Raw genomic sequence first — 15,059 nt, 5'->3', positions numbered from 1 at the left:
ATCCTTTTTAAAAACATGAAATTTCATTCGTAAAAACTTCTAAAAATTTTTCAAAACTTTTATATCTTTTACACCATGAAAACAACACCTGAACATAATGCACGTATTGCAAAAATGACTTTTTCTTCTGTATACCCACATTATGTCAATAAAATAGAGAAGAAAAATAGAACTGTTGAAGAACTCCACACTGTAATTGAATGGTTAACGGGTTTTGATGCTAAAGCGATAGCAGCACTCATTGAAGAGAAGGTAACTTTTGAAACTTTTTTTGAAAGAGCTGAACTAAACCCAAAAGCAGAACTAATAAAAGGTGTAATTTGTGGTTACCGAATTGAGGATATTGAAAATCCACTTACCAGAAAAACTAGATATTTAGATAAAATAGTAGATGAGTTGGCTAAAGGAAGAAAACTCGATAAAATAATGCGTAGCGCTTAAAGTCTTAGCGTTTAAATTCTCTTTGAATATTATAAATCAATTCTTCTAAACCATTGATTTTAATATCATGCATTTGTAGCATCATTCGTCCAAGTTTTCCTTCTGGGAATCCCTTTTGTTTAAACCAAGTGTAATAATATTCTGGTATTGCCACTAAGTATTCACCCTTGTATTTACCGAAAGGCATTTTGTAATGGGCGAGTTCAATTAACGCTTCTTTACTTCCTTCCAATGTTATTTAGACTTAAATTGTTCTAACTTCATTAACTCTTCGGCTATAAAATTCTCCCAATGGTTCTGAACTGCTTCATTTATAGAATGGTCCGTCTCCTCATCATAGCGTTTTTGAGTTTTGTTCAACTCATTGTTTATTGAGGTGTGAAGTCCGTTAAGTTGTTTTTTGATATTTCGGTTTGCTTGTAGATTGCTTATTTTCTCTCGAAACTTTCGAGCGTACAACTCAGTAATATCAAAATGTAATTGCTCGTGTCTTAAAATAAGATCACTACACTTTTCTTTAAAATACCAAGATTTATTCGGATAGAAATGTGACTCAACCGTAGTTGAAAAATCTACAACTCTTTTATCTGAAGTTTTAATTGAAAATCCAAAAGTTATTCCTGAAGCTGTTAAAGCTACAGCATCAGACTTTTGATTTGGTTCTGCTTTAAAATCTTTCCATGTTAATTTTTTAGTTTCACTCCAAGAGATTACCTCTTCATCAGGATTGTTCCCAATAAACAACAACATTATGATGAAAAGGTATTTAATCTGCATATGGGTTTAACGTAAAATGAATAGCTAATATTTTATCCTAATTAGCCTTTACTATTCTAAGATCATCATATTTTACGATATAAACTGCTTCATTAACATAACCGCCAAACATAGATCTATTATATCTAAACTTGTTTTCTACATACTCTGTTTCTATCGTATCATTAGAAGCTTCATACAAATTTTCTGCTGATGCCAAACGCAATAATAAATCTAGAGTAATATCAAATCCTCTCGCTACATATTTGCTTGGCGATACACCATAGGCCTCACGATATTTAGAAACAAAACCATTTGATTTAGACTCATCAAAATCTTTCTTAACAGATGGATAATGGAATTTTAGGTTTGACAAATGATAGTTATCAATATTCTTTCCTTCAAAAGCCTTGTTTCTATCTAAAGTTACTAAAACTATTTCTGACTTATTATTAGTTTGCCCATTTAGCATACTAATAACACTTGATGCAAAAGAGTTACTTGTAGTTTGTAGAAATACTACTGTTTTACCTACAGGGAAAACATTTTGTAACTCTGTTGGATAAATGAAATAAGCATCTTTCGTTGCATCCTTTTTATCCATTCTCGAATAAATAATTTTTGCTGTCGGAAAATCATTTTTCAGTGCTTCACTAGAACTTCTATGTGCCTGATCTGAAATAATAACCACCTTTGTTTTAGAACTATCTGCCTTAACAAAATCTATCATTGCTTGACGTAACAATTTGTCTTCCGGAACAGATTGAAAAACATTATTATACAGATTCTTTGGTTTATTCATAGCAGCAACAACAGGAACTCTATCAGTTTTTAAAGTTGAAGCTACTCTATCGAAACTATTTTCTTCCATAGGTCCAATGATAGCATCGTAATCCGAAAAGTCATTGTCTTGTAAAAGTTCTCTAGTTTTTGAAGGTTGGTATTGTGTATCAAATACTTTTAACTCCGTAGAAATACCTAATTGTTTCGCAGAATCTAATGCCATTGTAACTCCTTCATGAAAATCTAAAACAATTGAAAGCAACTTACTTGTCCTAATCATTTCCTTTGCCTCTTCGATAGAATCTGTATCTATTCTATCTAAACGATAGGGCATCATTAACGCTAATTTTTTAGTTTTAAAATTCGTTAAATTAGACTTAAGGTTAGTAATATTTACATCTTTAACATCAACAGAAACATCAGCATCTGCAGGTACTTTCAAAATCATTCCAGCCTTTAAACCAGATTCCTTTAATTCAGGATTGAGTTTTTCTAATTCTTCTTGTGTAAGACCTAACTTAATTTTTAATCTGTAAAATCCTTCTTTTGGTAAAACTTCATAATAACCAAAAGTTGGCTCTATAGCTTTTTCCTCTTCATTCTTAATATTTGGAACATTAAGCTCATCACCAGGTTGAATGACTTCATTCATATTTGGGTTTAAAGCTTCTAACTCTTCTACCGTAATACCAAATTTGTATGCTATTCTCCATTTACCTTCAGAAGGCTGAACTTTGTATTTCTTAACTGTATTGTTTAAAGTCTGTTTAGATACAATCGTTCTATATCTAGGAATTTTGATTTTATCTCCTTTCTTTAAATTTTCAGAATACAAAAATCTGTTTGCTTTCTTTATGTCGTCTTCACTAACATTATATTCTTTAGACAAACCATAAAGCGTTTCTTTACGCTTTACTTTATGAGTTTTGTAACCGATAAGCTCTTTAGTTTCTGCTTCAATAGGATCATTCTTTACCTTTGACGTAGGAATTATTAAAACTGTATTAGGCTTAAAATTTGTTTTAGCATCAGGGTTTAATGCGTAAATATCAAAAGGAGTTACCAAGTATTGTTTAGCAATACTTTCTATAGTTTCACCTTCTTTAACCTTATGCTCTTTGTAATTTTGTGCACTTGCATAAATTGAAAATGCAATTAAAATAACAGTTATAATATTCTTCATATATCTATGTTGCTTATATAAATTTAAGAAACCGAAAATCTGTATCAGTCACTTACTATTCCCATTCTATAGTTGCTGGTGGTTTAGAACTAATGTCGTACACTACTCTATTAACACCTTTCACCTTATTTATAATTTCATTTGAGGTTTTTTGTAAAAACTCATATGGTAAATTTACCCAGTCTGCTGTCATTCCATCCGTACTTTCTACCGCTCTTAAAGCTACACATTTTTCGTAAGTACGTTCATCACCCATTACACCAACACTATTAACTGGTAGTAGCATTGCTCCTGCTTGCCATACTTTGTCGTACAAATTCCAAGAACGTAGGTTATTGATAAAAATAGCATCTACTTCTTGTAATATACGTACTTTCTCTGGTGTTAGATCTCCAAGAATCCTAATGGCCAAACCTGGACCAGGAAATGGATGACGACCTAATAATAGTTTATCCATATTCATGGAAGCACCTACACGTCTTACCTCATCTTTAAATAACGTTTTTAATGGTTCTACCACTTTTAGTTTCATAAAGTCTGGTAAACCTCCTACGTTATGGTGACTTTTTATCGTTGCACTTGGACCTCCTGTTGCTGAAACACTTTCAATAACATCTGGATAGATTGTACCTTGTGCCAACCATTTTACATCCTTAATAAGATGCGCTTCATCATCAAAAACCTCAATAAACACACGACCTATAGTTTTTCTTTTCTCCTCTGGGTCGCTCTTTCCTGCTAAAGCATCCAAAAAGCGTGCCGAAGCATCTACACCTTTAACGTTTAATCCCATGCCTTCGTATTGATGCAATACATCTTCGAACTCATTTTTTCTAAGTAAACCGTTGTTAACGAAGATACAGTAAAGGTTTTCTCCAATAGCTTTATGCAATAACATTGCAGCTACAGACGAGTCTACTCCACCAGACAAACCAAGAACCACTTTATCATTTCCAAGTTTTTCTTTTAATTCATCAACAGTTTCCTCCACGAAAGACTGTGGAGTCCAATCTTGCTCTACTTTGGCTATTTTAATTAAGAAGTTTTGTAATAATTGATGACCATCTGTTGAATGGTACACTTCTGGATGAAATTGAATCGCATAGGTATCTTCACCTTCAATTTTATAAGCGGCATTCTCCACATCTGATGTACTTGCCAATAAAACGCCACCTTCTGGTAGTTTCTTTATTGTATCGCTATGGCTCATCCAAACTTGGCTACCTTCATGAATATTTTCAAAGAAATCTTCTTCAGGTTTTACATAAGCTAAATTAGCTCTACCATACTCTCGTGTATTAGATTCTGCGACTTCACCTCCTGAAAAATGTGCCAAATATTGTGCTCCGTAACAAACTGCAAGCATAGGCTTTTTCCCTCTTATTTCTGAAAGATCTGGATGTAAAACATCTTCACCTCTTACAGAATTAGGACTTCCTGAAAGAATTACTGATTTGTAGCTCTCTAAATCGGTTGGAATTTTATTGAATGGATGAATTTCACAATAGATATTCAACTCTCTAACTCGGCGTGCAATAAGCTGTGTGTACTGCGATCCGAAATCTAAAATAAGGACTTTGTTGTGTTGCATGTGCAAAAATAACAATTGCTTTCAGATTGAAGATTTACCAATTGCTATTTTTTGAATATTTTTTTTAACGACTTATTTACAAGGTAATTATTGTAAATTCATTTTGAAGTGGTTGCAAGGCTTTCATCAACTCAGGAATTAATTCATCGCCAAATTCTAAGTATAATTCCGAGAAATTAGTGTTACGTTCTTGTAGGCTTTGCCCAGGAAATAACTCTTCTTGCAATTCTGTACAACGCTCTATTTCATCAGCTAATTTTTTCTTTTGAGCTTTAAGCAAACGTTTTTCAAGATGTTTTAAGCCTTTTATTTGTTTTACCTCTTGTGCTTTTACGGCACCTAAAAAAGATTTATCGGTTTGTTCTGCTAATTGATGTAAATCCTTAAACTGCTGTTCTAAATGCTGTATTTGTTCTGAAAAATCAATATCGATGTTTGAAATTTTTCTAACCTTTTTATTGATAAATGAACTTCTGTTTAAAAATAAGTCCGCATCAGAAATATTTAGTTTTTCTAATTTTTGTGCTTGTTTTTCTGTTTTCACCAAAGCTGAATTACGTAATAATAGCATTGGAAAAGTAACATTTTGAGCTTCAAAATTAGATTTTAACTGTAACCAATAAATCATTTCTCCACCACCACCTATGTAGCATAAATTTGGCAAAATCACTTCTTGATATAACGGACGCATAATGACATTTGGCGAAAAACGTTCAGGATATTCATTGAGATGCGCTATCAATTCTTCTTTAGTCCACTGAAATTGTGAATCCAAAACCGAAAACACACCATCTATCTCAACAATACGCTCACGCAAACCTTCATGAATATAAAATAAATTAATCTCTCTAGGATTTACTTGAATTTTCAACCCTAAATCTTCCAAAATTTTATTGGTTTCTGAAACTGCTTTAAAAGCTGGTTGCTCAAACAGTTCCTTTTGCATTTGCGGAATAAACAAACGCTTTAATTCTCTATCATCAGCATCAATTATAACCAATCCATGATCTGCAAAAAGTTCGTTTGCTAAATATCGTGTAGCATCTGCTAAGTTTTCGTGATTGAGATAAGCATTTTTAAACCAAGTTTTTAGTTGTTCAGCAAATTTACCAGAACCAAATTCAGCCGAAATAACTTCAAAAACATCCTCTAGTCCTTTTGTATTAAAATGACCAACAGCGCCTGTTTGCTTAGAATTCCACTGTATTTTTTTGCCTTTAAAATTGAAATAATTGATTTCCTCAAAATCATGATCTTCCGAAGCCATCCAATATACTGGTACAAAATTGTAATCAGGATACGTTGATTTTAATTCTTCAGTGAGATTTATAGTTGAAATAATCTTATAAAGAAAATACAAAGGCCCTGTAAACAGGTTAAGTTGATGACCTGTGGTTATGGTAAATGTATTTTTTGATTTTAAGCTTTCAATATTATTTAAAGTTAATTGAGAAGCCTCAATATTAGCATATTGATTTACCAAAGTTTCAGAAAGTACCTTTCGACTAGATTCTGAAACATGTTCAGAATGATACTTTTCCTCTATCTGAGCTTTAAAATTTTCCAAAGTTGGAAAACGATTATATAATGGTTTAAGCTCAGCTTTTTGATCTAAATAATCACAAATAAAATCAGAAAAATATCCGGTTGCTCTAAACGGAATACAGTCGGTTGGCATACAAATAATAATTATGGCATAAAGATAAGGTACTTCTATTTTTTAACTGCTAATTTTTAGTTAATTCAGAATCCCTAACTATCTTTACTAGCTTTTCAACCAAAAAACAAGTGTATTACATGCAAAAGTTTCTCCTTATCTTTTTTGTTCTAATCTGTAATCCAAGCTTATTAACAGCTCAAAACTTACAATCACCAAGTGATTTTTTAGGCTATGATATTGGCACACAATTTAGCAGACACCACCAAGTTGTAGATTATTTTAAATCTGTTGCCGACGCTGTTCCTAATCAAGTAAAACTAGAACAATATGGCACTACCAATGAGCGCAGGAAGCTCATGTTAGCTTATGTGTCTTCTGAAGAAAATATCAAAAACTTAGAAACCATCCGTGAGAATAATTTAAAAAACACAGGACTTTTAGATGGAGAGCCTACAAATATTGATGTTGCTATTGTTTGGTTAAGCTACAACGTTCATGGTAACGAAGCATCTAGCAGTGAAGCTGCGATGCTTACACTATACAAATTACTTACCGAGAGAAAAGATCTACTTGAAAATACCATAGTGATTATTGATCCTTGTCTTAATCCTGATGGAAGAGATCGTTACGTTAATTGGTATAACAAAACAGCAAGTCAACCTTACGATACAGACGTACAAGCCAGTGAACATAATGAACCTTGGCCTGGCGGACGACCAAACCACTATCTTTTTGACTTGAATAGAGACTGGGCTTGGGCTACACAGGTTGAAACTCAACAACGCTTAGAAAAATACAATAAATGGATGCCACATATTCATGTCGATTTTCATGAACAAGGGCCAAATGAACCCTATTATTTTGCACCTGCAGCAGAGCCTTTTCATGAAATTATTAGTGATTGGCAAAGTGATTTTCAGACACAAATAGGACAAAACCACGCCAAATATTTTGACGCTGAGGGTTGGTTATTCTTTACTAGAGAGCGTTTTGATTTATTTTATCCAAGTTATGGAGATACTTATCCAACTTATATGGGATCTATTGGTATGACCTACGAACAAGGCGGTCATGGTATCTCAGGTTTGGGCATCCTAAATGATGAGAGTCACGAACTAACTCTTGTTGAGCGTTTAACCCATCATACTACAACAGGACTTTCAACTGTTGAAATCGCTTCGAAAAATGCTTCAAAACTAAATACAGAATTTGCTAAGTTCTTTAATAATTCAGATTTAAAATACAAGAGCTATGTTTTAACAGGAAATGAAGATAAAATCAATAGCTTAAAAACATTGCTCAACAAGCATGATATTCAGTTTGAAAATGCCAACAGCACCAAAGTATCTGGTTATAATTACAAAACTGGTCAACAAGGGAGTTTCACAGCTGATGCGAATTCATTAGTTGTGCATACCAATCAACCTAAAGGAAAAATGGTTAAGGTACTTTTTGAACCGAACGCTAAACTTACAGATTCCCTTACGTATGATATTACAGCTTGGTCTATTCCTTATGCTTACGGATTGGACGCTTATGCAAGCACATCAAAAGTTTTAAGTTCTAAATTGATGGAACGCCAAACAGTTCAAACCCTAAATGATGCTTATGGCTATGTTAGCAAATGGAATTCTATGAACGATGCTAAATTTTTAGCTGAATTACTAAAACAAGATTTCAAAGTTCGCTTTACCGAAAAACCATTCAGTTCTAACGGTTCTAAATTTGATCGTGGATCTCTAATCATCACTAAAGGAGACAACAAGCACATTAAAGATTTTGTCTCGAAATTAAATACCGTAGCACAAGAGTTTACACAGCCTTTAACTGAAATCACCTCTGGATTTTCGCAAATGACACCAGATATTGGTTCGCCTGACATTAAATTGGTGAACAAACAAAAAGTGGCTGTACTTTCTAATGAAGGCACATCATCGCTAAGTTATGGTGAAATTTGGCATTTCTTTGAGCAACAATTACAATATCCGTTAACATCGATTCATACTGATGATCTTAGCGAAACTAATTTAAGCAAATACAATGTTCTAATCATTCCAAATGGGTATTACGGAAAAGTTCTGAATGATGATACTATGTCTCAAATTAAAGACTGGGTTAGCGACGGCGGAAAAGTTATTGCCATTGATGGTGCTTTGAGAAATTTTGCTGGTAAAGACGGTTTTAGTCTTAATTACAAACCTTCGGAAAGCGAAGACACAGATGATAACTTAATTTCTTATGCTGATCGTGAACGTGAATATACCAACAACCTAATTACTGGTGCAATTTTTAAAACCAAAGTAGACAACACACACCCAATGGCTTTTGGTTATGACAGTGAATACTTCACGCTTAAATTAGGAAGTTCAGCTTACAGTCTTTTAGATAGTGGTTACAATGTAGCTTACCTCAATGACGCTAAAGTATATTCTGGTTTTGCAGGAAAAAAAGCACTTGCAGATTTAGGAGATACGCTAGTATTTGGTGAAGAGCGCATGGGAAGCGGTAGTTTTATCTATTTTGTAGATAACACCTTATTTAGAAGTTTTTGGGAAAACGGAAAATTATTTTTTGTGAACTCCGTTTTCTTTGTGAACAACAATACTTTTGAACTGTAAATTGTTTCTGTCTGGTTGAGTGCAGTCGAAACCATGATAGTTTGTATGAAAAATACATTTCGACAGGCTCAATGTGATATAACATTTTAATTATACTTAATCAATCAAAATACATTATGAAACCAATTAAATCCTTACTTCTAAGTTTTTTTGTTTTAGTAGCTTTTTCAGCATGTAAACAAAACGAAACTAAAGAAACTACACCTGAATTTAAAGTCGATTTTGAAAAATTCACTTTAGATAATGGTTTACAAGTTATACTACATGTAGACCGCTCAGATCCTGTTGCAGCTGTTGCTTTAACAGCTCATGTTGGCTCTGCAAGAGAAAAAGAAAACAGAACTGGTTTTGCACACTTATTTGAGCACCTTTTATTTTTAGAATCCGAAAATTTAGGTAAAGGAGGTTTAGACCAAATGAGTGCACGAATTGGCGGTTCTGGCGCTAATGGTTCTACCAATAGAGATCGTACCAATTATTTTCAAACGGTTCCAAAGGACGCTTTAGAAAAAATGATTTGGGCTGAAGCAGATAAATTAGGTTTCTTTATTAATACCGTTACCGAACCTGTTTTAGCAAAGGAAAAACAAGTCGTTAAAAATGAAAAACGCCAAAGTGTAGACAACAGACCGTACGGACATACTTCGGCTGTTATTAACAGTAATCTATATCCTGAAGGTCATCCATATAGTTGGGAAGTCATTGGTTCTCTTGAAGATTTACAGAATGCCACATTAGCTGATGTCAAAGAATTTTACAGACGTTGGTACACTCCAAACAATACCACTTTAACGATTGCTGGTGATATTGATGTTGAACAGACTAAAGCTTGGGTTAAAAAATATTTTGATGAAATTCCACGAGGTGAAGATATTCCTAAAATGGAAAAGCAACCTGTTAGCCTCAAAAACTCTAAGCGTTTATATTATGAAGATAATTTTGCACGCTTACCTAGCCTAACATTGACTTGGCCTGGAGTACCAGAATACGATAAAGATTCTTATGCTTTGAGTATTTTAACGGATTATCTATCTAACGGAAAAAAAGCACCGCTAAACAAAGTGCTAGTTGACAATCAAAAATTAACTGACAATGTATCGTTCTATCAATACAATTCCGAAATTGCTGGTCAGATTATGCTAAACGTTACAGCCTTTAACCAAGTTGACCTTGACGCTGTTGCGAATGCCATAGAAGATGGTTTTAGAGATTTTGAAATGAACGGCATTTCTGAAGCTGATTTAAAACGTATAAAAGCAGGACAAGAAACTGAATTCTACCAAGGCTTATCTAGTGTTCTTGGAAAAGGTTTCCAGTTAGCACAATATGAAATTTTTGCTGGTGATCCTGGATTCATTAATCAAGATGTTAAGAATATCCTTGCAGTAACTACTGAGGATATTATGCGTGTTTACAATACTTATATTAAAGACAAAAACTATATCGCTACAAGCTTTGTTCCGAAGGGGCAAATAGACTTGGTGCTTGATAATTCGCAACTTGCAAATATTGTAGAAGAAAAAATTATTGAAGGTGCCGAAGAATCTTTCGACCCAAGTATTGCTGCTACTTATGAAAAAACACCTAGTAGTTTTGACAGAAGTGTTGAGCCTCCTTACGGTAAAAGTCCAGAGTTAAACATTCCAACGGTTTGGAAAAAGGAATTAGATTCTGGTATTAAAGTTTTCGGTATAGAAAACAATGAAGTCCCTTTAGTGGAATTCGAAATTCAAATTGATGGTGGATTAATGCTAGAAAACATTAACAAAATAGGAGTATCTAATCTTATGGCTAGTCTTATGACTAAAGGTACCAAAAACAAAACACCTGAAGATTTAGAAAATGCTATTGAAAGTCTTGGAGCCAACATCTATGCCTATGCTACAGAAGAAAATATTGTTATTGCTGGATCTACTTTATCAAAGCATTTTGATGCAACGATGGATTTAGTAACCGAAATTCTTTTAGAACCACGTTGGGATGAAACCGAATTTGAATTAATAAAACAAAGTACTATAAGTAATATCCAAAGACAACAGGCTATTCCAAATAGTATTGCATATAGTCAATTTGCAAAATTACTATATGGAGAGGATAACATTTTAGCTTATAACAGCAGTGGGTCAGAAGATTCAGTAGAAAGCATTTCTATTGTAGATTTAGAAAATTATTACAATACTAATCTTACACCAAAGCTTACTAACATTCATGTTGTAGGCGCTATTTCAGAAACCGCAGTTGTAAAAGCTTTAAACAAAATTAACACCACATGGGAACCAAAAGATGTCGCTATTCCTGAATTAGCATTGCCTTTATATCCTGAAGAATCAATGGTATACTTTTATGATGTACCTGGTGCAAAACAATCTGTCATCCGTTTTGGATATCCTGCACTAAAAGCTACACACAAAGATTATTATCCTGCTTCAGTGATGAATTACCGTTTGGGTGGAGGAAGTTTTGCTTCTCAACTCACACAAGAATTAAGAGAAAGTAAAGGTTATACTTATGGTATTCGCTCGCGTTTTGATGGCACTGCCAACAAAGGGGAATTTGTAATAAGCAGTGGTGTGCGTAGTAATGTGACCTACGAATCGGCAGCTTTAGTGAAAGAAATTCTAGAGAATTATGGTAAAAACTATAATGATGAGGACTTAGAAGTTACCAAAGGTTTTACCATAAAAAGTAGTGCCAGAGCTTTTGAAACTTTAGGTGCAAAGCTGAATATGCTTACGAATATTAGTAATTACGATTACAATGATAACTACGCTAAACAGCAAGAAGAATTGGTTAAAGCTATGACTGTAGCAGATATAAAAGCTTTAGTTGAAAAATACATTAAACCTAACCAGATGATTTATTTAATAGTTGGTGATGCTGCAACACAATTAGATAAGTTGGAAGCTTTAGGTTTTGGAAAACCTGTGTTATTAAACACTGAAGATGTTGAGTAAATGACATACAAAATTCATTTATACATTGTTTTAATCCTTTCGTTTGGACTTACAGGCTGTAATTCCAAACGAGAGGATAAAAAAGCTATTGCTACAAAAGAAATAGTGATCGATAAAAACATTAATTTACTTAATGCTATTGACCCAATCGTAAACGATAGTATTGTAAATGCAATAATAGAAATTCCTGCTGGTACTCTAGAAAAATGGGAAACTAACAAAACAACTGGTAAAATAGAAAGAGATTCTATTAACGGAAAGCCTAGAACTATAAAATACATTGGTTATCCTGGAAATTATGGTATGATACCCAAAACACTACTATCAAAAGAAGATGGCGGTGATGGAGATCCGTTGGACATACTTGTTATTGGTCCTCCTGTAAATCGTGGTGATGTTTTAAAATGTAAAATTATTGGTGTTCTGAACCTTGAAGATGGTGGCGAAAATGATGATAAAATTATCGGTATTTCGGTAAATTCTGACTTATTTAGAGTTAATGATATTGAAGATTTGAAGGAAAATTATAATGGTGTTACAGAGATTATTGAAACTTGGTTCACTAATTACAAAGGCAAAAACATTGTAACAACAAAAGGATTTAAATCAAGAACTGAAGCTATGAAAATTCTCGAAAAGTCATTAGAAGCCTATCGAGTAAAACACAAAAGATAAATTCATCTCAAAATTTGAAAAAACTAATTAAATCAATAATATTATGAAACTCGGAGCATTTTCAGTTAGCCTAGCCGTAAAAGATATTAAAGCCTCAAAAGCATTTTATGAGACTTTAGGGTTTAAAGTTTTTGCTGGCGATTTAGAGAAAAACTACCTTATCATGAAAAACGAATCCACTTTAATTGGTTTGTTTCAAGGCATGTTTGAAAACAATATTTTAACCTTTAATCCTGGATGGGATCAAGATGCTAATACATTAGAAAATTATGATGATGTTAGAGCAATTCAAAAACATCTAAAATCTAATAATATCACTCTGACTTCTGAAGCCGATGAATCCACAACTGGACCAGCGAGTTTAGTGGTTTTAGATCCTGATGGTAATACTATTTTGATAGATCAGCATATTTAAGTGATTTCCTTTTCCATACCATAAAACGGATATTCGCGTTCTGGAAAGTAAATCTCACCTCGGATAAAATAGTGTCGCCTTTTGTAAAACTCTACAACACGTTTATTTTTACTGTAAGCATCTAACCTAATAGATGTAAAGTTATCTTGCTTTGCATATTTTTCCGCAAAATCCATCAAAAGTTTAGCGTAGCCTCTTTTTTGACTCTTTGGATGAATGACCAATCTATGTATTACTAAAACTTTGGCTTGATTAAACTGCCAATCAATAGCCTCATATTCTGCCTCTTGATCTTCACTAATATTTATAGCTCCAATGATTTCATTATTGCTTTTCAAGACATATAAAACATCGCTTTCAATATCATTCCCAATAATTTGGCGTGTCGGGTAATTGTCGGTCCATTGATAAATATTATTATCTTCTAAGGTTTCTTTTGCAGCCTTATAGATTTTGAATAGACTATCTAAATCTGATGCATTTCCTTTTTCAATAGTGAGCTGTTCTTTTTCTGACCGCTCTGTTTCAAAATCATAAATAAGAATACCTTGATTTGTTGCATCTAATTGAGAAACCAATTCGCCTTTTGCATTCCAAGCAGCACTCTGACCTGCACTTACAAAATCATCACAAGTTCCTATACAATTAACCATCATAATTGGCAAACCTTGAGCCTTTGCCATTTTGAAAAAAAATTCACTTGCTTCTTCAATGCCTTTATTTGACTTGGCTACACTAGCCAAGTAAACATCTACTCCCTGCTGAATCGTATTTACAAAATGGTCTTCTTGAAGAGTTTCATAACAAATACCTAAAGCTATTTTCTTTCCTTTTATGGTGAGCATGGTTTGTTTATAACCTGCTAAAAAATAGGGTTCTTCATCTTGATGAAGTAATTGTTTAGAGTAAATGTCTCTTTCTTTATTAGGTTGAAAAATAAGCAAGCTTATGTTAATTCCATTTGTTGTAGTTGTTGGCATACCTACACCTACAACCACTCCATGTTCGTTAGACAACATCTGAAACGGTTCGAATATGTTATCCTCTACTTTGGTGGCCAATGTTTTGGCCAATTGAGGTTCGTAATTAGTGATCGATAACTCAGGAAATATGATAAGGTCTGCTTTGTATACTATCGCTCGCTCAACAAATTTTAAGTGATTAGCAATATTCTCTTGAATATTACCTGCTTTGGATTGAGTTTGAGCTAAGCAGATTTTCATAAATTAAATAACGTCTTTGCCATTAAAGAACTTAAGCATCGTATCTTCTTCTAAAATAGATTCTGTGTATTCTATGATGGTTTCGGAAGTTAAAACTGGACTTTTAACTTGTAACGATCGAAATGTTCCATCTTTTTGAGGTGCGATAAGTATCGTTTTTCCAAAATTAAGATTGAATAATCTGGTATTTATAATAGCATAAGATTCACCTTCAGCAGTATCAAAAGCAACGTAATCTATAGTATTACTTTTCGTCTTTACAAAACCTTGCCCAACATAATCTGGATGATTCCTGGATATGGCTATACTTTTATTTAAATTATAATTTTCAGTATCTAAAGTATCGGTTAACACCAAAAGTTGAAAAAACACTTCATTACCTTTATCATCTAATCTTTCTTTGTTTATTTCGTTTTTCGCAACAAAAAAGCTATTCATTACAACAGTTTTATTTCCTGCTTTAAAGTCTTCATTTGTATTACCTAAACCTTTAAAACTTCCTTCTCCTAAAAGTTCATATTTAGGGACCGGAAAAACACCAAGCTCAAAAGGACCGAGTTCACTAATGCCAATTAATTGTTTATCGTTATTAAGCATTTCGTTGTCCCAAGTTGTAGAATCATTTCGATTATTTAGATACTGTTCTCTCTTTTGCTGATTCCAACCTGTTTTAACTATATTACTTTCTACATTAGAAGTTTTATCTACATTGCTACAACCAAGTATTATAAGAGATAGAATTACAACTATATTTTTCATG

General features: G+C 33.2%; 12 protein-coding genes. 5 read left to right on the top strand and 7 right to left on the bottom strand.

Annotated features, from left to right (window positions below):
* Positions 1–75 precede the first annotated feature (75 nt).
* Positions 76–441, top strand: coding sequence for a DUF2200 domain-containing protein (locus AC2H4K_RS13320; RefSeq protein ID WP_281140062.1), 366 nt, complete (start codon positions 76–78; stop codon positions 439–441).
* Positions 442–445: 4 nt separating this feature from the next.
* Here the strand turns inward: AC2H4K_RS13320 and AC2H4K_RS13315 are convergent, their stop codons facing one another.
* From AC2H4K_RS13315 to bshC, 5 genes are all read right to left on the bottom strand, one after another.
* Complete coding sequence (locus AC2H4K_RS13315) at positions 446–673, bottom strand: DUF3820 family protein (protein ID WP_281140063.1); 228 nt, start codon at positions 671–673, stop codon at positions 446–448.
* A gap of 2 nt (positions 674–675) precedes the next feature.
* The gene (locus AC2H4K_RS13310; RefSeq protein WP_281140064.1) at positions 676–1,218 is read right to left on the bottom strand and encodes a DUF922 domain-containing protein; all 543 of its coding nucleotides are present in this window, start codon (positions 1,216–1,218) and stop codon (positions 676–678) included.
* A gap of 37 nt (positions 1,219–1,255) precedes the next feature.
* On the bottom strand, positions 1,256–3,163 hold the full coding sequence (locus AC2H4K_RS13305; protein WP_281140065.1) for a LysM peptidoglycan-binding domain-containing protein: 1,908 nt from the start codon (positions 3,161–3,163) through the stop codon (positions 1,256–1,258).
* Between the two features lie 55 nt (positions 3,164–3,218).
* The gene (guaA, locus tag AC2H4K_RS13300) at positions 3,219–4,754 is read right to left on the bottom strand and encodes a glutamine-hydrolyzing GMP synthase (RefSeq protein ID WP_281140066.1); all 1,536 of its coding nucleotides are present in this window, start codon (positions 4,752–4,754) and stop codon (positions 3,219–3,221) included.
* 76 nt (positions 4,755–4,830) lie between these two features.
* Positions 4,831–6,432: a bacillithiol biosynthesis cysteine-adding enzyme BshC gene (gene bshC / locus AC2H4K_RS13295; protein ID WP_281140067.1), complete on the bottom strand. Its 1,602-nt coding sequence runs from the start codon at positions 6,430–6,432 to the stop codon at positions 4,831–4,833.
* A gap of 119 nt (positions 6,433–6,551) precedes the next feature.
* Between bshC and AC2H4K_RS13290 the strand changes: the two genes are divergently transcribed.
* The 4 genes from AC2H4K_RS13290 to AC2H4K_RS13275 all read left to right on the top strand — a co-directional run bounded on the left by AC2H4K_RS13290 (position 6,552) and on the right by AC2H4K_RS13275 (position 13,076).
* Entirely contained in the window at positions 6,552–9,032 is a 2,481-nt protein-coding gene (locus AC2H4K_RS13290) for a M14 family metallopeptidase (RefSeq protein ID WP_281140068.1), read from the top strand.
* Between the two features lie 116 nt (positions 9,033–9,148).
* Entirely contained in the window at positions 9,149–11,986 is a 2,838-nt protein-coding gene (locus AC2H4K_RS13285) for a M16 family metallopeptidase (protein ID WP_281140069.1), read from the top strand.
* Complete coding sequence (locus tag AC2H4K_RS13280; RefSeq protein WP_281140070.1) at positions 11,987–12,661, top strand: inorganic diphosphatase; 675 nt, start codon at positions 11,987–11,989, stop codon at positions 12,659–12,661. It begins immediately after the preceding gene.
* Positions 12,662–12,704: 43 nt separating this feature from the next.
* Positions 12,705–13,076 carry a VOC family protein gene (locus AC2H4K_RS13275; RefSeq protein WP_281140071.1) on the top strand — a complete coding sequence of 124 codons (372 nt, stop codon included), beginning with the start codon at positions 12,705–12,707 and terminating at the stop codon, positions 13,074–13,076.
* Here the strand turns inward: AC2H4K_RS13275 and AC2H4K_RS13270 are convergent.
* Positions 13,073–14,299 (bottom strand): GNAT family N-acetyltransferase, encoded by a 1,227-nt coding sequence (locus AC2H4K_RS13270; RefSeq protein ID WP_493742472.1) that lies wholly within the window; start codon positions 14,297–14,299, stop codon positions 13,073–13,075. The two genes, AC2H4K_RS13275 and AC2H4K_RS13270, sit on opposite strands and share 4 nt — an antisense overlap.
* 3 nt (positions 14,300–14,302) lie before the next feature.
* The gene (locus AC2H4K_RS13265) at positions 14,303–15,058 is read right to left on the bottom strand and encodes a hypothetical protein (RefSeq protein ID WP_281140073.1); all 756 of its coding nucleotides are present in this window, start codon (positions 15,056–15,058) and stop codon (positions 14,303–14,305) included.
* Position 15,059: the final 1 nt, after the last annotated feature.

The sequence above is a fragment of the Winogradskyella sp. 266wxhm genome (assembly GCF_058964685.1).
The sequence above is the reverse complement of the archived record's forward strand: the minus strand, read 5'-3'. Positions and strand labels throughout refer to the sequence as shown.